Here is a 20,185-nt window from a genome sequence, read left to right as displayed (position 1 = left end):
AGTGTTCCAACATTTGGGGGAGGAACCGGCACAGTGTGCCGATCTATCTCACTCCTGACAAATTCATATTAATGAGCTTTCAGTGCATTTATTTTGAAGTGTGGCGACGCGCCGACCACTCAGGAAACACAGCAATCCGCCCATGGCGGTCAGTGCGCTGAGGGCATAAAACATCGTCGCCGGTGCCGTGTGGGTCAGCAAAAAGCCGCAAATCACCGGGCTCGCCGCACCGCCCAGCGCCGCCAGGTTCTGCGCGCCGTAGTAGCTGCCGCGCAGTTCTTCCGGGGCCAGGGTATCGACGAACAGGAACTCTGCCGGGTAGATGATCATTTCGCCAAGGGTGAAGACAAACATCGCCAGGCACCACTGCACCAGGTTTTGCGCGAAGCTGAAGCCGATCAACCCGAGGATGAACAGGCTGCTGCCAATAATAATCCAGTAACGCAGCTGTTCACGCTTGAGGAAGCGGCCGATCTGGTACTGCAAGAGAATCACGCTGATTGCGTTGCAGGCGAGGATCGCGGCCATGGTTTGCAGGGCAATGTGCTCGTTTTGCGTCACCAGCAGGTATTGCGACAGGTACAGGGTGAAACGTCCGTGAACCACGGTGCTGAGCAGGCAGCCGCAGGTGAACATGATCAGTGTGCGGTCGTTCTTCAGGGTCACCAGGGTTTTCAGAAAGCTTTGTGGCTGGCCAACGGCCGCTTCCTTGGCTGATCCGGGAATCCCTCTCATCAGGAAGGTACTGAAAAAGGCGATGCCACCGGCAATCAGGAACGGTGCCAATGGCTGCACTCCGGCGATCACCACACCGAGCATCGGGCCGGTGGCGTAGCCGATATTGGTCAAGGTGTAGCGCAGCGAAAACGCCTTGGCCCGCTGCCCAATGGGCAGGTTTTCACTGAGGATCGCTTTGGAGCCGATCAGAAACAGCGCCGAAGCGGTTTCGGTAATCACCAGCGTCAGGGTGGTCAGGTAAAGGTCGTGGGCGAAGGTCAGCAGGACAAAACCGACGGCGCTGGAAAGCATCGCCAGAATCAGCAACCGGCGTTTTTCCAGGCGGTCGATGATGTAACCGCCATACAACGCGAGCAGGGTGGCGATGAACACCGCGATGCCCAACAGCAAGCCAACGTCCTGTTGGTTCAGGCCCAGCTTGTTGCTGAGGAACAGTGTCAGCAACGGGCTGGTGATGGCGCGGCTGACGACGATGGTCAGCGAGCAGATCATCAGGCGGCGAATAACGAGCGAGTAAGTGGCCACGGTGGTACACGAGTCCTTGTTATTGAAATACGGTTCCAGCGTTTCGAAACCCTGTAGCAGCTGGCGCAGCCTGCGTTCGAGTGCGCAGCGCTCGCAATTCAGACAACCCGGTACTTCAGAAAAACCGCATTGCCTGATTTTACGACTGCTTCGCAGCCGAACGCCGCCTTCGGCAGCTGCTACAGGGGTGGTGTTTGCATCGAGAGTTGTTGATCCAGCGTACCGACCGATTCCAGTTTTTCCAGTTGCCACAACCGCTCCAGCAACCCAGTCGCCTGTTCCATCGACAGCACCCGCGTCGCCAGGCTGAAAAACTTCTCCTCCAGCGCTGCATCGCTCAACGGATTCCCCGGTGCGCCCAACGGCACCTCGACACACAGGCTCGCCGTGCGACCATCGCGGCTGCGAATGCTCACGACCGGCTCGCCATCCTCTGACAGGTGCGGTTCCACTACAAGGTGAATGCGCGACATCCAATGAGCGATTTCTGACGCGCTGCGTTGTTCGTCGTCATAAGCCTCAAGCCGGCAATGCCCATGGACCAATCGAGCGGCGAGGGCATACGGCAGGCTCATTTGCGCGGCTGCCAGACTGCCGACATCGCGCCCGCCGCACATCTCGTTGAGAAAACCACACAGCGACACCTGAACGTCTTCCAACTCACCGGCTTCGATCTGCAATTGCTCAAGCAACAGACCCAAGGCATCGATGGCCGAATGCGTGCCACGGCATGATGCGTAGGGCTTGATCGAGCAGCGGGTGAGTTTCCACACCACGCCAAGGTCTGCGTCCAGCGTTTCGGGTTGCGCGTGTTCAGCCGCGAGGGTCTTGAGAAAGCCGCCCCAGACGTCGTCGAACAACTTCGTTGGCCCGCTGATCCCTTGCTCGGCAAACCGCGCCGCCAGCAGACCGCCTTCGGCGGCGCGGCCGCTGTGAAGCTTTTTGCTGTGCGAGCCATCATGGATAAACGCCCAGAGGCCACCGCTGAAACTGCCGGCAATACCCAATGCGGCGAGGGTTTGGGCCGGATCAAGACCGAGTATTCGCGCACTGGCCGCTGCCGCGCCGAACACCCCGCAGGTGGCGGTCGAATGCCAACCGGCGCCGTTGTGCGCCGAGTAACCGCCGCAAGCCTCAAGTACCCGCCGACCGATCTCGTAGCCAATCACCACCGCAGTAATCAGCTCACGACCGTTTACCGGCGCAGGACTCAGGCTGACGGCTGCCATCACTGCGGGCAGCACCACTGCGCCGGAGTGATCGCAGCCACCGGTATCGTCCAGTTCCAGGGCATGGGCGGCGATCCCATTGAGCATCGCTGCCTGCGCGGCGCCGACATACTGTGCAGTGCCCCAGACCAGTGTTGGGCCGGTTTCATTGGCAAAGGTTTGCCGGACGGTGACGGCAATTTCACTGGCGGCCCCGGCCAGGGTCGCGCCGACCGTATCGAGAATATGCCGCTTGGCTTGTGCCACCAGTGCCGGCGGCAAGTCGTCGAAACGGGTCTCGACGCAAAATTGCGCCAGACGCTGCAATCGTTCACTCATGGCAAGTACGCTCGATAATGCCGCTCATACACGGCGGCTGGATGCTCCTCGTCCATCGGCACAGCGCGCTCGGCCCACCACTGGGCGACGTCGCCAGCCGTGGCGATCCAAACGTCGTCGTGTTGCTGGATACCCAGCAGCAACTCGCGCAGGACACCGATGCGTCCCGGGGTCGCGATGATTTCCGGGTGCAGGCGCAACACGTAGCACAGGCCAAAGCGATGAAACCCGGCAAAGTCCATTTGCAGGTTGCCCAAGGTATGACTGTAAGAAGCAATCCGCGATTGCGCGGGCGGGACTGCCGGGCTCAGGTTGAACGCGAAGTACGGTTCGTCCTCCAGTTCATAGTGCATTGGCAGTTCGATCACCTCAGGCGCCGTCGGATGGGCGAACGGCAGGTCATCGCCACGCCAGCACGACGACCAGCGAATGCCTTGCTCGCGCAACGCTTCGGTAAACCCCGGTGCCCAGTTGCCGGCGGGAATCCGGAAACCCGCCGGGCGCTGACCGGTAATGGCCGCGAGAGCCCGGCAGCCGCGCTCAAGAGCAGCGGTCTGCTCGGCCAGATTCAGGCTGTCGTAGTTCTGATGACGATAACCGGCGCAGGCAATTTCATGACCGGCGGTTTGGATCGCGCGGATATGTTCGGGGTTCTCTTCGGCAACGATGCCCGGTATGCACCAGCTGCTGGAAACGCCTAGCTCCTTGAACAGTGCGAGCAAGCGTTCGACCCCGCGCTGGGTGCCGTAGCGCCACACCGACAACGTCTTGTCGCGGCCGGCGACTTCCGGGGCCTGGGTCAGGATGCCGTGTACGTCGTTGTAGTCGACGGTCAACACCACGGCGCACCGGTAGCCTTTGGGCCAGACCGTCGAATCAGTCATGTTGATGCTCCTTGAGCCACCAGTGGGCGACATCGCGGCAGGTGGCGAACCACACGTCATCACGCTGGCGCATGTGTTCGAAGAGTTTCTCCAGCAGCAGAATGCGCCCCGGTTTGCCGGTGATCTTCGGGTGGAAGAGCGTGGTCAGGCACAGTCCTTCGTTCATCGCGCCGTCGTACTCACGGCACCAATTGTCGAGAGTCAGCTCATAGCTGGCGGTACGGTCCAGCCCCGAGGGAAAGTCCGGCGCGCGGGTGTAGGCGAGGGAAGCGTAATCGTCCATTTCCCAGCGGCCGGGGATTTCCACCAGCGGGGTTTCGTAGCCTGGCACTTTCACCAGATACGGCCGGTCATCGCCGCGCATGCTGCTGGAGTAGGTCACGCCAGCCTCCACCAGCATGGCCGGCGTCTCGGCCCGCCAGTCACCGGACGGGGTGCGAAAGCCTTCTGCGCGGATGTTCAAATGCTGCCAGAACACCTCGCGGCATTTATTCATGACGTCCTTTTGCTGCTCCAGTGTCAGGGCATAGAAGGACTCGTGTTTGTAGCCGTGGTAAGCCACTTCATGCCCGCGCTCGATGATCGACTGGCACTGTCTCGGCCAGTTCTCCACGACCCAGGCCGGGACGAAGAAGGTGCTCGGGATGCGGAATTCGTCGAGCAGGTCGAGAATCCGTGGCAAGGCTCGATACGGCCCGTAACCGCCAAAACCGAAATACTCGGGCTTGTGCCAGATCGAACCGTTGAGCATCGCATCGCCGGTGGGGCCGTCGAGATCGAAGGCCAGGGCCAGGCAGGCGGTGTGGCCGTCGGGCCACGTCGGTTGGGGCGAGGAGGACATCGTGGCGCTCCGTTCATATATGGTCATAACACCCGTAGCAACTGCCGAGCCCGCGAGGCTGCGTTCGGTGGCGCAGCCGCCGTAAAATCAGACAACGCGTTCTTTCAGGTAAACCGTGTACACAGACTTGCGAGGACTGCGTCCTCGAACGCAGCCTCGCGTGCTCGACAGCTGCTACGGGGCAACGTATTTCAGCGTTACTTCCCGGCGTTGATGGTCACGGTTTTAATGGCACCCAACTCCAGATCCCACTTCTTCAAGATCGCCTGATAGCTGCCGTCATCAATCATGCTTTGCAGCGCGACTTTCACCGCTTCGCTCAACTCGGGTTTTTTCTTGCTGACGCCCAGACCACTGAACTGCACCGAGATCGGCGCCCCCACGGTCTTGTAGGTGTCCTTTTCCTGGGTCTTCAGATACGACAGGGTTTCGCTGCCCTGCATGGCCGCATCGATGCGGCTCTGGCGCAGTTGCGCACGGGCGTCGGCGGAGCCTTCGGTGCCGATCACGTTGATCGCCGGTTTACCCTTCGCTTCGCAATTGGCCTTGCTCCATTCAGCAATTTCCGACGGGAACGTCGTACGTCGGCTGGTTCCGACTTTCTTGCCGCACAGGTCGGCAATTTCGTTGGTGTCCTTGTTCTTTTGCAGGGTGTAGAACTGCGGCCCGCTGGTGAAGTAGTCAACGAAGGTCACGCTCTGCTGGCGCTCGGCGGTGTCGGTCATGCCCGACAGCACCACGTCCACACGGTCGGTGGTCAGGGCGTTGATCATTTGCTCGAAGCCGGTTTCCTGCCATTTGATCTTCACGCCCAGACGCTCGGCCAAGACATTGCCCAAGTCGTAGTCCAGGCCGGTGAGGGTGTTGGTGGCCGGGTCCTTGAAATCCATTGGCGGATAGTTGGGCATGATTGCCACGACGATTTCGCCCTTGGCCTTGATGCTCGCGGGCAAATCAGCTGCCCAGGTCATCGAAGAGGCCATCAGGCCAGCCACTACTGCAGGGATAAGGAGTTTTTTCATGGTCGTTCTCTTTTTGAGTTGTCGTTAGGTGCGAACGGCAGAAATGAAGCTTTGGGTGCGCGGGTTTTGTGGACTTATTAGTATTTCTTCGGGGCTTCCTGCCTCCACGATCTGCCCGCCGTCCATGAACACCATGCGATTGGAAACCTCGCGGGCGAAGCCCAGTTCATGGGTGACGACGATCATGGTCATGCCGGTCTGCGCCAGATCGCGCATCACCGACAGCACCTCACCGACCAGTTCCGGGTCGAGTGCCGAAGTGGGTTCATCGAACAGCATCAGCTTGGGCCGCATGGCCAGCGCTCGGGCAATGGCCACCCGTTGTTGCTGACCCCCCGAGAGTTCGATCGGGTAGCTGTTGCGCTTGTCGGCCAGGCCGACGCGGGCCAGCAACTCAAGCGCATCTTCGTGCGCTTCCTTGGGCGAACGCTTGAGCACCTGGCACGGGCCTTCGATGATGTTTTGCAGCACGGTCATGTGCGGAAACAGGTTGAAGCGCTGGAACACCATGCCGGTGGCCAGCCGCTGCCGGGCGATCTGCGACTCGTTGAGCTCGTGCAGTTTGTTGCCGGCAATGCGGTAACCCACCAACTCGCCGTCGACCCAGAGGCCGCCCTTGTCGATTTTTTCCAGCTGATTGACGCAGCGCAGCAGGGTGCTTTTGCCGGAACCGGACGGCCCGATGATGCACAGCACTTCGCCCTGTTCGACTTCGATGTTGATGTCTTTGAGCGCGTGGTATTGGTCGTAGTACTTGTTCAGGCCAACAGCCTTGACGATGCTTCTCATGTTCAATTCTCCTGCGTGACTCACGAGCGCTTGCCGGCGCCGCGAGCGAAACGACGCTCCAGACGACTTTGACCAAAGGACAAGACGGTGACGGCGGCCAGGTACCAGATGCCGGCGACGATCAGCAGCTCCATCACGCGGGCGTTGGCGTAGTAGATGTTCTGCGCGTTGTAGAGCAGTTCCGAGTACTGGATCACGCTGGCCAGGGAGGTCATCTTGACCATGCCGATGAACTCGTTGCCGACCGGTGGAATGATGATGCGCATGGCCTGCGGCAAGATGATCCGGCGCAGCGCTTGCAGGCGCGGCATGCCGATCGACTTGGCTGCTTCGTACTGGCCGGTGTCCACCGAGAGCAGACCGGCGCGCACCACTTCAGCGGTGTAGGCGCCCTGGTTGATGCTCAGGCCCAGCAGCGCTGCGACGAAGGGCGTCATCAGGCTGACGGTATCGAGTTCGAACAGCCCCGGAATGCCAATGGTGGGGAAGATCAGCGCCAGGTTGAACCACAACAGCAATTGCAGAATCAACGGCGTACCGCGAAACAGCCAGGTGTATGTCACCGCGACATAGCGCAGGATCGGGTTCGCCGACATGCGCATCACGGCGGTGATCACCCCGAAGACAATCCCCAGCGCCATCGCCAGCACGGCCATGACGATGGTGTTGAGCAAGCCGAACAGAATCGCCTGGGAGGTCAGGAACTGGCCGATGTACGACCACTCGATCTTGCCCTCGGCGAAAGCCCTGACCAGACCGACGATGGCGACGACGATCAGCGTGGCGAAGAAGATCCGCCCGTAATAGCGCCGAGGCACATGCTCGTACTGGGTAATGTCGAACTGGTTTTCGGCCTTTTTGCGCTCCGCGAGGAGCTCTGCCTGAGTCTGGTTCATTTCGATTCTCCTTACGCTGGTCTTTCAGATCAGCTAAATCCCTGTGGGAGCGAGCCTGCTCGCGATAGTGGTGGGTCAGCCAACATTGATGTTGAATGTGATATCGAAATCGCGAGCAGGCTCGCTCCCACAGGTTCTGTGCGGTGCTTCAGAGGCGGAAGCCTTGATAGTTTTCGGCCCATTGCTGCTGTGCGGCGAGGGCGGTTCTCAAGCGGCCGATCTGTTCACGGACCTGCTGCGGCGCGGTTCCGCCCCAGCCACTGCGGGCTGCGATGGCGGCTTCCAGGGTCAGGCTGTCGCGCACTTCGGGGGTCAGGCGCACATCGATCTCGGCCAGCAGTGCCGGCGAGGCTTCCCACAGTTCGATGTCGTGTTTTTCACAGGCCTGAACCAGTGCACCGGTGATTTCGTGGGCCTCTTTGAACGGCACACCGCGCACCGCCAGCCAGTCGGCGACCTCGGTGGCGAGAGTGAAGCCCAGCGGTGCCTGGCGACGCAGTTCTTCGACGTTGACCTTCATGGTCGCGACCATCCCGGCCATGGCTGGCAGCACCAGCAACAGGGTGTCGACGCTGTCGAGCACACCGTTTTTGTCTTCGCTCAGGTCGCGGTTGTAGGACAGCGGTAGGGATTTGAGGGTCGACAGCAGGCCGGTCAGGTTGCCGATCAAACGGCCAGCCTTGCCCCGCGCCAGTTCGGCGATGTCCGGGTTTTTCTTCTGCGGCATGATCGAACTGCCGGTGGCGTAGGCATCGTCCAGCGCAACCCAGCGAAATTGCCGTGAAGACCACAGGCAAAACTCTTCGGCCAAACGCGAGATGTTGACGCCGAGCATGCTCGCCACGAACAGGAACTCGGCAACGTGGTCACGGCTGGCCACGGCGTCGATGGAGTTTTCGCAGACACCGCTGTAGCCCATTTCCTTCGCCGATTGCTGCGGCTGACGGGCGATAGCGGAACCGGCCATGGCCGCTGCGCCCAATGGCGACAGGGAAGTGCGCACGTCCCAATCCACCAGGCGTTGCACATCGCGCAGCATCGACTGGGCGTGGGCCAGCAAGTGATGGGCAAACACAATCGGTTGCGCCTGTTGCAGGTGAGTGAAGCCCGGGCAAATGCTGTCGATGTGCAGCTCGGCCTGCTCAACCAGCGCCTGTTGCAGGGCCAGCACTTCAGTGGTCAGGGTGCGAGCGTGATCACGCAGAAACAGTCGCAGATCGTTGGCGGTCTGATCGTTGCGCGAGCGTCCGGCCCGCAGCTTGCCGCCCAGTGCGCCAAGGCGTTCGGTCAGCAGGCGCTCGATGAAGGTGTGGACGTCTTCGTCGTCGAGGGTCGGGCTGACAAAGCCAGCACGGAAGTCTTCGCCAATGCGCTCCAGCGCATCGAGCATGGTTTGGGTTTCCTGTGCATCGAGCAAGCCGGCGCGGTGCAATTCCCCGGCATGGGCCTTGGAACCGGCCAGGTCGTAAGGGGTGAGGCGGAAGTACCGCTCAGGGCAGCGGGACAGGGCTGCCAGGGCTTCGGACGGACCGCTTTTGAAACGCGCTCCCCACAAACGATCGGTTGCTTGAGTCATTGTTGTTTTCCTCGTCGGTAACACGAACTGATGTCGTTACGCAGAGCCTTGGACACTCGCCGGGATAGTCCGGGCGTGGTTCGGCTCATGCAGTTTTCAAGAGGGCAGTTGCAAGTGGCGAGAGCTGATCGAAGTGTCAGCTTTTAATAGTTTCGAATCAGCGACTTGGCGCTGACTGAGGGAAATTATTGGGAGTTGCCAAGCCTGGTTTTCTGTGTTCATTATTATTAGCCAGCGTTATTTTTGTTGTTGGACACAGACTGTTGAATCGGGCGCCAGAGGTAAATAAGCATTATGGAAACCCCACTTTCCAATTCTGGAAACCCGCCGTTGAAAACGGCTCATCGAGCGCCTTTGGCCCTGAGCGGGCTGGACTTCAAACTGCTCAAAGTGTTCAAGGCGGTGGTCGAGGCCGGCGGTTTTAGTGCCGCTCAAAACGAGCTGAATGTGGGGCTGGCAGCCATCAGCAAACAGATCTCCGATCTTGAGATTCGTATCGGCATGCGCCTGTGTACTCGGGGTCGAGAGGGGTTTCATCTGACCGAAGAAGGGCGCCTGGTCTATCAGGCGTCGATTGACTTATTTGCCTCGGTCGACAACTTTCGAGACAAGCTTAGTTGCGCTCAGAATGAATTGATAGGCGACTTGGGAGTAGGGGTGATCGATAATACGATTACCGATGAAAACTCTCCGTTAGTTGCCGCATTAAAGCGAATAAATGAAGAGTCGCCGAAAGTGCGGTTTCAACTTCAGGCCTCACAACTGGATGAAGTGGAAAGAGGCGTTGTAGAAGGGCGGTTGGTCGCCGGAATAGTGCCGGTTTATCAGAAAAGAGAAGAGTTCGATTACTTCACGTTGTATGAAGAAAGATCAGAGGCCTACTGCGCGGTGGGGCACCCGTTGTTCAGCGTTCCGAATGAGCAGATGGGCGAAGATGTGCTCAAGCAACACGAGTTCATCAACCATCGCTACGCCATCCACCGCGACAAGCTGACGTTTGCCCGGTACGACAGTTTTTCTGCCTCGGCGTCACAGGTCGAAGCCGTCGCCATGCTGATCAAGACCGGGCGTTTCCTGGGTTTTCTGCCACAGCACTATGCCGCGACTCTGGTTGCACAAGGCACGTTCAGAGCCCTGCGGCCGGACCTGATCAGCTTCAATACACCGTTCAATTTGATCCTGCGGCACAACACGGTGCGCAGTCCGTTGGTCAAGGCGTTTGCCCAGGCCTTGGGGGTGGATCTGAAGGCGGGGGCCTGAAATCAAGCGTGGATGCCTGCTGGGTTGATAGTCGTTGATAACTCGGCGGAGTTGTCTCAGGGTTTGGCGTTTATAGCGCCTGGCAGGCAGTGTCGAACACATATTTAAATGTTCGATGGGCAAGTCAAACAACGACTCTGTTTCGCCTGAAGTAGTGGCTGATATCGGTGCGAGACTGTTCGACGCAAGACCGGTTGATGACATGAAAGTGCTGGCCACAGGACAATGATTCCTGCGGCTGTTTCCCGCCGATACATACTCTTTACGGCTTGATGCAATAGCGCATCGCACACCGTCGGGCGCCCGGCAATCCATGGGTAATTTCTGCTTCAAGCACTGCCTGCAAGCGTTGATCGAGATCGGAAAATGCCAGGGTTTCAAAACCTAATCGCCGATAAAACGGCTCGTTCCACGGCAGTTCGCGAAAGGTCGTCAGCGTCAGTGCGGTCAACCCGTTCTGGCGTGCGTACTCAAGGGCGGTCTGCAACAACCTGCGTCCCAGGCCCTGGCCCTGAAAACCGCTGCAGACGGAGATCTCCTGGATATGCAGTTCGGTATCGGCGGTATGGGCGCTGAGAAAACCCACGATTGATCCATTGGCCATCTCGGCAACCCAGACCTGCGCGGACTCTATGGCGCGCAGGTGCTGTTCGAAGCTGGTCACGGGGGCGTCGGCAAGCCAGGCAAGCTCAGGGTCATTACGGAAGAGGGCGGCAGCTGAACGCTCTACGGCGGGCAGTGCGCTGGCATCGTTGAATTGGGCACGGCGGAGGGAAATAGTCATGGGCGCAAGCTTAAGCAAGCGCCCTGACGATGTGCAACCCGTTCAGGGCTGCTACGGCACCAGATGCAGCAGGACGTAATCGTCCTTGTCGAAGTTCCCGTTCAGCACCGGTTGCAATGTTGCCAACCGAGAGCCTTTCAGGGCCTCGTAGTCACTTTTTTCCATCACCAGCCAGGCAGGGCCTTTCAGGTTTTCCAGCTCTTGCACTGAATGAGTGAAGACCGGGAACAGGTCATGCTCGACGTTGACCATGAACTTGATCGCCTTGGCGTCTTTGCCCATGGCGTGAAGCACCACAGGTGCCGGGTCTTTCTGGATCAGCTCAAAGGCTGCACGACTGAAAGTACGGGTGTCGAAGAGCGAACGCTCCACCGGTTCAAACACCAGGATGTAGGCGGACCACAATGCCAGCACTGCGGTGAAGGCCAGACCCACCGCACGCATGCGTGGCTTGAACAACAGACCCAGTGCGATCACCTGCAACACACCGAGTATCACCATCACCGCCGTCACCGAGGTGAGATGCTCCGGAAAACGTCGCTTGGCGACCAGCAACCCGACGATCAGCAGACCAGGTAGCAGCAGCCACAGGCCTTGCATCAGGCCGCGCAACCACTGGAACACCCGGCCCTGGGCCTGGAACGGATACGCCGCAATGATCGCCGCCATCGGCAGCATCGGCAGCATGTAGCGGGCTTTTTTTGCCATCGGAATCGACAGGCCAATCATCACGACCAGCCCGGCAGCAGTGCACAAGGTCAGCAACCGCAACGCTGGCCCACGATCCTTGCGACCGACCAGCAACACGGCGGCCAGCACCACTACCGCCAACGGATACGCCAGCGCATAGTTGCCCAGCGAGCTGCTGAAGTAAAACAGCGGACCGCTCGCGCCTTCACGGCCATCAATGCGCCCCATGAACTGCATACGGATCACGTCTTGCATGAAGGTCGGGCCACCACTGACGTTGGCCAGCCACAGCAGCAAGCCGATACCGGCGGCCAATAGCACCGCCGCCAGCAAGCCGATCGTGATCATCCGGCGCCACTGGCCATTGAGCAGGTAATAACTGCACAAGACGCCGGTAGGCACCACCAGGCCAATCGGCCCGCGAATGGCAAAACCGAGCACCAGCAACACGAGTATCAGCGGCAGTCGTCGCGGCGCCTGGAAGTGGTCGGCGGCATAGCCGAGGTAGAACACGGCGAAGGTCACGGCCGCGACCATCTGGTCGAGGGACACGGCGCGGGTTTCGGTGATGAAGGTGTTGCTCAGCATCATCAAGGCAATGCCGATCAGCGCCCAGGTTCTGGAGTAGGGCGCTACCAGCCGGTACATCAGCGTGACAATCGTCGCCGAGGCAATGGCGCTGGGTAACCAGGCCGTCAACGCGTTTACCTGGCCAAAGGGCTGCGAAAGCAGCCAGGTAAAAAACGTCGAGGTGGCCCAGTAATCAGCGTAAGGCTGGCCATAGGTGGTCGGGAAGAATCCCGGCCCATGGCGCAGCATTTCCTGGGCAAACAGTACAAACCGCGTGTCGAATCCGATCGCCGATTGCTGGTAGACCCCGGCGCAGAACAGCAGCAGCGCCAATAGCCCCAGACCTAACGATTGTTGACGGATCCCTGTCGATGGATTGGCGTGCACGCGGGGCCTCCTAGGCTACGACGGAAGAGGCTGGCCACTGCTGCTGAGGGATTGGCAGGTTGCGCGACTCGCCACGACCCATCGGGAAGTACTTGAAGCCTTTACGTGCCAGACGTTCGGCGTCGTAGAGGTTGCGACCGTCGAAGATCACCGGAGCTTTGAGACGCTCTTCGATCAACTTGAAGTCCGGCGCCTTGAACTGTTGCCATTCGGTGCAAACGATCAACGCGTCTGCGCCCACCAGCGCGGATTCCGGCGTGCCCATCAGCGACAGGTTCGGTTGATCCGGGTACAGGCGTTGGGTTTCCTGCATGGCTTCAGGGTCGAAGGCCCGCACGTGTGCGCCGGCAGCCCACAAGGCTTCCATCAGCACCCGGCTTGGCGCGTCGCGCATGTCGTCGGTGTTGGGTTTGAACGCCAGGCCCCAGAGGGCGAAGGTCTTGCCTTTCAGCTCACCTTTGTAGAACGCGTTGATGCGTTCGAACAGCTTGTGTTTCTGCCGCTGGTTGATGGCTTCGACCGCTTGCAGCAGGTCGCTGGAGCAATTGGCTTCCTGGGCGCTGTGGATCAACGCGCGCATGTCTTTCGGGAAGCACGAACCGCCATAGCCGCAGCCAGGGTAGATGAAGTGGTAGCCGATGCGCTGGTCTGCACCGATGCCCATGCGCACGGCTTCGATATCCGCACCCAGGTGTTCGGCCAGTTCGGCGATCTGGTTGATAAAGCTGATTTTGGTCGCGAGCATGCAGTTGGCCGCGTACTTGGTCAGCTCGGCGCTGCGCAGGTCCATGAACATGATGCGGTCATGGTTGCGGTTGAAGGGAGCGTAGAGGTCGCGCATCACTTCACGGACTTCTTCACGCTCGCAACCGATGACGATGCGGTCAGGACGGCGGCAGTCACTGACGGCCGAGCCTTCCTTGAGGAATTCCGGGTTGGAGACGATATCGAACTCCAGGGTGCGTCCGGCTTTCTTCAGGACTTCTTCAATGTGCGCGCGCAGGGTATCGCCGGTGCCGACTGGAACAGTGGACTTTTCCACGAGGATCAGCGGCTCGACCCGATGGCGCGCAACCGCGTCACCCACGGACAGGACATATTTCAGGTCGGCCGAGCCGTCCTCGTCCGACGGTGTGCCGACAGCGATGAACAGGACCTGGCCGTGCTCGATGGCCATTTTCTCGTCGCTGGTGAAGTGCAGGCGCCCGCTCTCCAGGTTCTCCTTGACCATGCTCTCCAGCCCTGGTTCAAAGATAGTGACGTGGCCTTTCTGCAGCATTTTGATCTTGTTCTGGTCGACGTCCATGCAGACGACATCATGGCCGACTTCAGCCAGGACAGTTGCCTGCACCAGACCGACATAACCGCTACCAATTACACTGATTTTCATGAGGCATTCCTGACTTCTGTGGCGCGAGCAGTTCGAGAGTTGATAGTGATGACACCGAGGATGACCAAGGCCACCCCGAGTGTTTTGGAAAGACTGAAATTTTCGTTGAACAGCGGCAGGCTGGCGGCCAATAGATACACCAGTGCATAGCTGATACTCAACAGCGAGTAGGCCCGGCCCAGCGGCAGATCGCGCAGAGCGACGAGCCAGCACAGCATGGACAGGGCGTAAGCGCAGATCGACGCCAGTACCACGCCGATCGGGAGCAGGTCGATGCTACCGTTGCTCAGGGCCTGCAGCCACTGATCGGGCAGTGGCAAATGGCTCATGCTCCAGCGCATGCCCAACTGCGCGGCACTGACCAGCGCGACGCTGCCCATGGCAAAGCTGATTCCGCGACGAAGGCTCATGCGTGCCTCCCGAGCAGAACGACGCCGGCGATGATCAGCGCAACGCCGATCCAGTGACGACGATCGATGGTTTCGTGGAAGACGAAGTGGGCGGCCAGGGTGATCAGCACAAAGTTGAGGCTGAGCATCGGATAGGCGATACCGACTTCCAGGCGCTGCAGCACCAGCAGCCACACCAGCAAGCCAAAGCCCAGGCACGCCAGCGCCAGCCATAACCACGGCGAGAGCAGTTTCTCGCCCCAGCCGGAGTCCTTGCCGCGCCAGCTTTCCACGGCGTATTTCTGGGCGATCTGGCCCATGCAGGTCAGCAGACAGGCGGACAACAGCAGAATCAGGGTCATGGCGCGCTCTGTGGAATGATCAGAATGACCATGTTGCCTTGCTCGTAATGCTTGCCATCCTTGGGCAGCAGGTCGAGTTCGTGGACTTCATCATCACCCTTGACGCGCATGACGACACCTACCGGGCCGGTCTTGCGGGCTTCGCTCATCCACTGTTGCACGTGGTCGGTATCGACCCGACGCGCCGCGGCGTCCGGGTAGTCCAGGCCGTATTTTACTTCACCGATGGTGTTGTACAACGCCACTTCAGGGCGTTGCAGACGCCAGGCCAGCGCGGAGGCCGCTCCCAGGTCATTGCTCAGCAGGCTTTTGGTCTGGCTGAGTTCGTCAATGTGCTGGAGGACAAACTGGTCGGGCATCTTGTTGTAGACCACCGAGTGCGGCAATGCAGCCGGCAGGATGGCGATCAGCAACCAGCTGCCGATTGCCGGCGCAGCCCATGCGCTCAACGGTCGAACCACCAGCAGCAGGTTGGACAGGATCCAGCCCATGAGCACAATGAACACCAGCACCAGGCTGTGCATTTCATCGACATATACGGGTTTTTTCAGTTGCAGGTAAACCATCGCCAGCAAGGTGGTCAGACCGATGACCAGGTTCAGCAGGCCGTTGATCTTGAACAGCCGGCTTTGTCCCAGGTTCAGTCGGTCAATCAGTGCATTGCCCATCAACAGTGCCAGAGGTAGCAGGCACGGCAGGATGTAGGTCGGCAACTTGCCTTTGCTCAGGCTGAAAAACGCCAGCGGCAGGACCAGCCACAACAGCAGGAAGCCGGTGCTTGCCTGACGCCTGGTTTGCCAGGCTTGCTTGAGCGCCGACGGCAGGAAGGCTGCCCACGGCAGGCTGAACGCTACCAGCATCGGCAGGTAGAACCACCACGGCGCTGCGTGCTGCGCGTCGTCACCGGCAAAGCGGCGAATGTGCTCGTGCCAGAAGAAGAAACGCCAGTAATCGGGTTCCTGCGCATGCACGGCCAGGACCCACGGCAGGCTGACGACAATCGCGACCACGATAGCCATCGGGCCGTAGGCCAACAGTTCACGCCAGCGTTTTTGCCAGATCATGTAGGGCAGGGCGATCAATACCGGCAGCAACCAGGCCAGGAACCCCTTGGTCAGGAAGCCCATGCCGCAGGCCAGCCCCAGGGTTGCCCAGCTGATCAACCGCGCATTGCGACTGCTGCTGTCCAGTGCGAACCACAAGGCTACCAGGCTCAGGTCGACCCAGAACGTGAATTGCGGGTCGAGGTTGGAATAGCCGCCTTGACCGGCGACCACAGCGAAACTCATGTAGAGCAATGCGCTGGCGATGCTTTTACGCGGATCGTTCCAGAGCCTGCGTGCGATCAGGTAGGTCAGCAGGATGCTCAAACCGGTCGCGAGTGCCGATGCAACACGCACCCCGAACAGGTTCTCGCCGAACACGGCCTGGCCGATGGCGATCATCCAGTAACCGGCAATTGGTTTCTCGAAATAACGCAGGCCCATGAAATGCGGCGACACCCAGTTGCCACTCAGGAGCATTTCCTGACTGACCTGGGCGTAGCGGGTTTCATCCGGAATCCACAGACCATGCGTGCCCAGCGGCAACAGATAGACCAGACCGAAAGCGATAAGCAGTAACGGCAAAGCCCAGCGTTTGGTCATGCGCCTTGCACTCCCAACCATCCTTCTCGGCCTTCGAGGGCGCCACGTATTACGCGCCCCTGAGGCAGGGTTGTCGGTTGGGCGGGCAAGAGGTTACCCAGCGGCTGGAACTGGATGTCACGCTGACGCGCATCAACCAGCAGTTGACGGAAATCGTTTGCCATCAGAATCCCTTCTACCTCCGCATGTATCGTATATACGTTCAGCTTCGAGGGGCTGAATCGGTCAAGAATGTATGAGTTGAACTCATTGGCTGCTACGACGGGACCCACCACTTCATCGAAGGTTGGCAAGTCGACCGGAATTTGTGGCGTGCCGAGGCTGCCGTCTGCCAGCCGAGGCTGGAACAGGCTTTGTCCGCGACAGTCGCTGTTGTAACGAAAGCCAAAATGCTGCTTGGCTTCGATGACCCGCTCATCGGCACGCCAGCCGGCGGCCGCTGAACAGTCGACGCGCTGCCCGATAATATCGCTGAGGGTATCTACGCCCCGGCGAATCTGCTCGATCAGCTCGGCATCGCTCCAGCGCCCTGCGTTGGCTTGCCAGCCGTGGTGATCCCAGGCGTGCAACCCTACTTCATGGCCAGCCGCGAGGGTCTGGCGCATCAGGTGCCCCAGGTCACGACCGATGGGCTTGCCTGGCCAGGCGGTGCCGGCCAGCAAGATGTCCCAGCCGTACAGACCTGCGGCATTGGAGCGGAGCATTTTCCAGAGGAACTGCGGACGGATGAGGCGCCATAAATGGCGCCCCATGTTGTCCGGACCAACGCTGAAGAAAAACGTCGCCTTGACTTGTGCTTCATCGAGCATCTCCAACAACCGGGGTACCCCCTCACGGGTACCTCGGTAGGTGTCGACATCGATCCGAAGACCTGCCTGCATCAGCGCTTGTCCGCGATTTCGAGCATGGCTTCGCGCAGGAAGAAGTCCAGCGTGTTACCGATGGTTTCGCTCATCTCAACGGTTGGCTCCCAGTTCAGCAGGCGCTTGGCGTTTTCGATGCTTGGCTTGCGGTGTTCCACGTCCTGGTAGCCAGCGCCGTAGAACGCCTTGCTCTCTACGTCGCGGAAACCGGCGAACGGAGGGAAGTTGGCGCGCAGTGGGTGAGCTTCGAACTGACGCAGCAGTTCTTCGCCCAGCTGACGGATGCTGGCTTCGTTGTCCGGGTTACCGATGTTGATGACTTGACCGTTGCACGCGTCATTTTCGTTATCAACGATACGGGCCAGGGCTTCGATGCCGTCGGCGATGTCAGTGAAGCAGCGCTTCTGCTCGCCGCCGTCGAACAGACGGATCGGGGTGCCTTCCACCAGGTTCAGGATCAGCTGGGTGATGGCACGGGAGCTGCCGATACGGGCCGAGTCCAGACGGTCCAGGCGTGGACCCATCCAGTTGAACGGACGGAACAGGGTGAAGTTCAGGCCTTTGGCGCCGTAGGCCCAGATCACGCGGTCCAGCAGTTGCTTGGAGACCGAGTAGATCCAGCGTTGCTTGTTGATCGGACCAACGATCAGGTTCGAGGTGTCTTCGTCGAAGTTCTTGTCCTGGCACATGCCGTAGACTTCGGAGGTCGACGGGAAGATCACGCGCTTGTTGTACTTCACGCAGTAGCGAACCAGTTTCAGGTTCTCTTCGAAGTCCAGTTCGAATACGCGCAGCGGGTTGCGGGTGTATTCGATTGGAGTGGCGATGGCCACCAGCGGCAGAACCACGTCGCACTTCTTGATGTGATATTCGATCCACTCGGAGTGAATGCTGATATCGCCTTCGACGAAGTGGAAGTTCGGGTGGCTGCGCAGACGCTCGATAGCGTCGGAACCGATGTCCAGACCATAGACGTCGTACTTGTCGTCACGCAGCAGGCGCTCGGACAGGTGGTTACCGATGAAGCCGTTGACGCCGAGGATCAGTACGCGGGTACGACGCGGGGCACGGCCCGATTCAGCGCCACGCAGTACGGAACCGTCGACCAGACCCAGTTCGTTGGCCAGTTGCGGGCCGCTCAGGTACAGGCCGCTTTCGTTACGCTGGCCGGAAGTGATAACCAGGGAGTCTTCGCCGCAAGCGATACGCAGCGGATCGACGCTGATCACGCGGCCTGGAGCCAGGCCTTCGTTGCCCTTGACGACTTCAGCGCTCCAGACAATCAGTTTGTGCTCGCCCACGGCGCAGAAAGCACCCGGGTAAGGCTGGGTCACGGCGCGAACCAGGTTGAACAGCTCTTCAGCCGGCTTCTTCCAGACCAGTTTGCCGTCTGCCGCGGTACGACGACCGTAAACAGTGGCCTTGGATTCGTCCTGGGCGGTTTCGGTGATTTTGCCCTGAGCCAGCAATGGCAGGGTGTCACGCAGCAGGTTGGAAGCGGCTTCACGCAGCTTGCCGTGCAGGGTCAGTGCGGTGTCGGCGCGCTCGATCGCGACGCGTTGCTGGGCAATGATTGCGCCAGCGTCGGCACGCTTGACCATGCGGTGCAGGGTCACGCCGGTTTCGGTTTCGCCGTTGACCAGTACCCAGTTCGCTGGAGCGCGGCCGCGGTAGGTTGGCAGCAACGAGCCGTGCAGGTTGAACGCGCCTTTGCGGGCGGTAGCCAGCAGTTGCTCACCMAACAGGTTGCGGTAGTAGAACGAGAACAGGTAGTCCGGGTTCAGTTTGGCGATGCGCTCGATCCACAGTGGGTGGTTGACGTCTTCCGGTGCATGCACAGGAATGCCTTTGCGGGCGCACAGCTGAGCGACCGAGCCGTAGAAGGTGTTTTCCTTCGGATCGTCGGCGTGGGTAAACACGGCAGCAATCTCGAAACCTGCGTTTAGCAGTGCTTCGATACCTGCACAGCCAATATCGTGATAGGCGAAAACAACAGCTTTTGAACTCATGGCGAAACCTGATCAGTAGTGGTGGAAGGCAGACCGTCGACAGTGGCAACGGGAGCAGGACTAGCGGGTTTGTTACGTAGGATTTTTTCGATAAAGAACCGCGGACGGGCGCGGACATCGCTGTACATGCGGCCCAGGTACTCACCCAGAAGGCCCATGCCGATGAATTGGCCGCCAGTGAACACAAAGAGTACGGCGAACAGTACGAAGGTGCCACCACCCGCCCAGCTGGCGCCGAAGATCAGGCGCAGGAAGATCAGCAGGAAGGCAAACAACATGCCCAGCGCCGCCAGGCTGAAACCGATGATGCTCAGCAGTCGCAGCGGGGTAGTGGTCATGCAGGTCAGCAGATCGAACATCAGGCTGATCAGGCGCATCGGGCTGTACTTCGACTCGCCATGCTCGCGCTCGGCGTGCTGCACCAGAATCTCGGTGGTGTGGCGGGCGAAGCTGTTGGCCAGGATCGGGATGAAGGTGCTGCGTTCGCGGCAGGCCAGCATGGCGTCGACGATGGTGCGGCGGTAGGCGCGCAGCATGCAGCCGTAATCGCTCATGGCGACACCGGTGGAACGTTGCACGGCCAGGTTGATCAGTTTCGACGGCCAGCGGCGCAGGGCCGAGTCCTGGCGATTGTTGCGCACGGTGGCAACCACGTCGTAGCCCAGTTCGGCCTGTTCCACCAGACGGGGGATTTCTTCCGGCGGGTTCTGCAGGTCGGCGTCGAGGGTAATGACCACATCGCCTTTGCAATGTTCGAAACCGGCCATGATTGCCGCGTGCTGGCCGTAGTTGCGATTGAGAATGACCGCGACGACCTGGCTGCCTTCACGCTCGGCGGCTTCTTCGAGAATTTGCGCCGAATTGTCGCGGCTGCCGTCGTCGACCAGGACGATTTCGTACTCGTGTTTGAGTAGCTGACAGGCCGCTTCGGTCCGGCGCAGCAATTCAGGCAAGCTTTCTTCTTCGTTGTAGACCGGGATAACGATCGACACGCAGTTAATTGGATATGGCTTCAAA

The 20,185-nt window shown here is 59.8% G+C and carries 18 protein-coding genes; 1 reads left to right on the top strand and 17 read right to left on the bottom strand.

Translation table 11 applies throughout. The features are described 5' to 3' along the window. Nucleotides 1–63 precede the first annotated feature (63 nt). The 8 genes from AC1DHT_RS10575 to argH form a co-directional block, all read right to left on the bottom strand. Nucleotides 64–1,263, bottom strand: a complete 1,200-nt coding sequence (locus tag AC1DHT_RS10575; protein ID WP_427540074.1) for an MFS transporter — start codon at nucleotides 1,261–1,263, stop codon at nucleotides 64–66. 179 nt (nucleotides 1,264–1,442) lie between these two features. Further along, on the bottom strand, nucleotides 1,443–2,810 hold the full coding sequence (locus AC1DHT_RS10570) for an MmgE/PrpD family protein (protein ID WP_427540077.1): 1,368 nt from the start codon (nucleotides 2,808–2,810) through the stop codon (nucleotides 1,443–1,445). Then, nucleotides 2,807–3,694, bottom strand: coding sequence for a polysaccharide deacetylase family protein (locus AC1DHT_RS10565; RefSeq protein WP_427540080.1), 888 nt, complete (start codon nucleotides 3,692–3,694; stop codon nucleotides 2,807–2,809). Before AC1DHT_RS10565 ends, AC1DHT_RS10570 begins: the two co-directional genes overlap by 4 nt. Further along, nucleotides 3,687–4,535, bottom strand: a complete 849-nt coding sequence (locus AC1DHT_RS10560; protein WP_427540083.1) for a polysaccharide deacetylase family protein — start codon at nucleotides 4,533–4,535, stop codon at nucleotides 3,687–3,689. The genes AC1DHT_RS10565 and AC1DHT_RS10560 overlap by 8 nt, the downstream gene beginning before the upstream one ends. 197 nt (nucleotides 4,536–4,732) lie before the next feature. After that, nucleotides 4,733–5,557, bottom strand: coding sequence for an ABC transporter substrate-binding protein (locus AC1DHT_RS10555; protein ID WP_427540086.1), 825 nt, complete (start codon nucleotides 5,555–5,557; stop codon nucleotides 4,733–4,735). Nucleotides 5,558–5,581: 24 nt separating this feature from the next. Beyond that, nucleotides 5,582–6,346 carry an amino acid ABC transporter ATP-binding protein gene (locus AC1DHT_RS10550; RefSeq protein ID WP_401113709.1) on the bottom strand — a complete coding sequence of 255 codons (765 nt, stop codon included), beginning with the start codon at nucleotides 6,344–6,346 and terminating at the stop codon, nucleotides 5,582–5,584. Nucleotides 6,347–6,366: 20 nt separating this feature from the next. Beyond that, nucleotides 6,367–7,242 (bottom strand): amino acid ABC transporter permease, encoded by an 876-nt coding sequence (locus tag AC1DHT_RS10545; RefSeq protein ID WP_054597473.1) that lies wholly within the window; start codon nucleotides 7,240–7,242, stop codon nucleotides 6,367–6,369. A 148-nt stretch (nucleotides 7,243–7,390) separates the two neighbouring features. After that, nucleotides 7,391–8,818, bottom strand: a complete 1,428-nt coding sequence (gene argH / locus AC1DHT_RS10540; RefSeq protein ID WP_427540090.1) for an argininosuccinate lyase — start codon at nucleotides 8,816–8,818, stop codon at nucleotides 7,391–7,393. Between the two features lie 294 nt (nucleotides 8,819–9,112). On the opposite strand from argH, the gene AC1DHT_RS10535 reads away from it, so the two are divergent. Beyond that, entirely contained in the window at nucleotides 9,113–10,078 is a 966-nt protein-coding gene (locus AC1DHT_RS10535; protein WP_427540093.1) for a LysR family transcriptional regulator, read from the top strand. 262 nt (nucleotides 10,079–10,340) lie between these two features. Here the strand turns inward: AC1DHT_RS10535 and AC1DHT_RS10530 are convergent, their stop codons facing one another. The 9 genes from AC1DHT_RS10530 to arnC are packed head-to-tail and all read right to left on the bottom strand — an operon-like array spanning nucleotide 10,341 to nucleotide 20,184. Continuing rightward, entirely contained in the window at nucleotides 10,341–10,862 is a 522-nt protein-coding gene (locus AC1DHT_RS10530; protein WP_427540096.1) for a GNAT family N-acetyltransferase, read from the bottom strand. Nucleotides 10,863–10,913: 51 nt separating this feature from the next. Beyond that, complete coding sequence (locus AC1DHT_RS10525) at nucleotides 10,914–12,509, bottom strand: ArnT family glycosyltransferase (protein WP_427540099.1); 1,596 nt, start codon at nucleotides 12,507–12,509, stop codon at nucleotides 10,914–10,916. Nucleotides 12,510–12,519: 10 nt separating this feature from the next. Further along, complete coding sequence (locus AC1DHT_RS10520; protein WP_427527871.1) at nucleotides 12,520–13,899, bottom strand: UDP-glucose dehydrogenase family protein; 1,380 nt, start codon at nucleotides 13,897–13,899, stop codon at nucleotides 12,520–12,522. Next, nucleotides 13,896–14,309, bottom strand: a complete 414-nt coding sequence (arnF, locus tag AC1DHT_RS10515) for a 4-amino-4-deoxy-L-arabinose-phosphoundecaprenol flippase subunit ArnF (RefSeq protein WP_427527869.1) — start codon at nucleotides 14,307–14,309, stop codon at nucleotides 13,896–13,898. Before arnF ends, AC1DHT_RS10520 begins: the two co-directional genes overlap by 4 nt. Next, a complete protein-coding gene (gene arnE / locus AC1DHT_RS10510) occupies nucleotides 14,306–14,650 on the bottom strand; it encodes a 4-amino-4-deoxy-L-arabinose-phosphoundecaprenol flippase subunit ArnE (RefSeq protein ID WP_427527867.1) in 345 nt (114 codons plus the stop codon). The genes arnF and arnE overlap by 4 nt, the downstream gene beginning before the upstream one ends. Continuing rightward, a complete protein-coding gene (arnT, locus tag AC1DHT_RS10505; RefSeq protein WP_427540102.1) occupies nucleotides 14,647–16,296 on the bottom strand; it encodes a lipid IV(A) 4-amino-4-deoxy-L-arabinosyltransferase in 1,650 nt (549 codons plus the stop codon). The genes arnE and arnT overlap by 4 nt, the downstream gene beginning before the upstream one ends. Further along, complete coding sequence (gene arnD / locus AC1DHT_RS10500; RefSeq protein WP_054597466.1) at nucleotides 16,293–17,177, bottom strand: 4-deoxy-4-formamido-L-arabinose-phosphoundecaprenol deformylase; 885 nt, start codon at nucleotides 17,175–17,177, stop codon at nucleotides 16,293–16,295. Before arnD ends, arnT begins: the two co-directional genes overlap by 4 nt. Further along, nucleotides 17,177–19,168 carry a bifunctional UDP-4-amino-4-deoxy-L-arabinose formyltransferase/UDP-glucuronic acid oxidase ArnA gene (gene arnA / locus AC1DHT_RS10495; RefSeq protein ID WP_477761351.1) on the bottom strand — a complete coding sequence of 664 codons (1,992 nt, stop codon included), beginning with the start codon at nucleotides 19,166–19,168 and terminating at the stop codon, nucleotides 17,177–17,179. Before arnA ends, arnD begins: the two co-directional genes overlap by 1 nt. Next, a complete protein-coding gene (gene arnC, locus AC1DHT_RS10490) occupies nucleotides 19,165–20,184 on the bottom strand; it encodes an undecaprenyl-phosphate 4-deoxy-4-formamido-L-arabinose transferase (RefSeq protein WP_054597464.1) in 1,020 nt (339 codons plus the stop codon). The genes arnA and arnC overlap by 4 nt, the downstream gene beginning before the upstream one ends. Nucleotide 20,185: the final 1 nt, after the last annotated feature.

Source organism: Pseudomonas sp. 05N432, assembly GCF_056396945.1.
The sequence above is the reverse complement of the archived record's forward strand: the minus strand, read 5'-3'. Positions and strand labels throughout refer to the sequence as shown.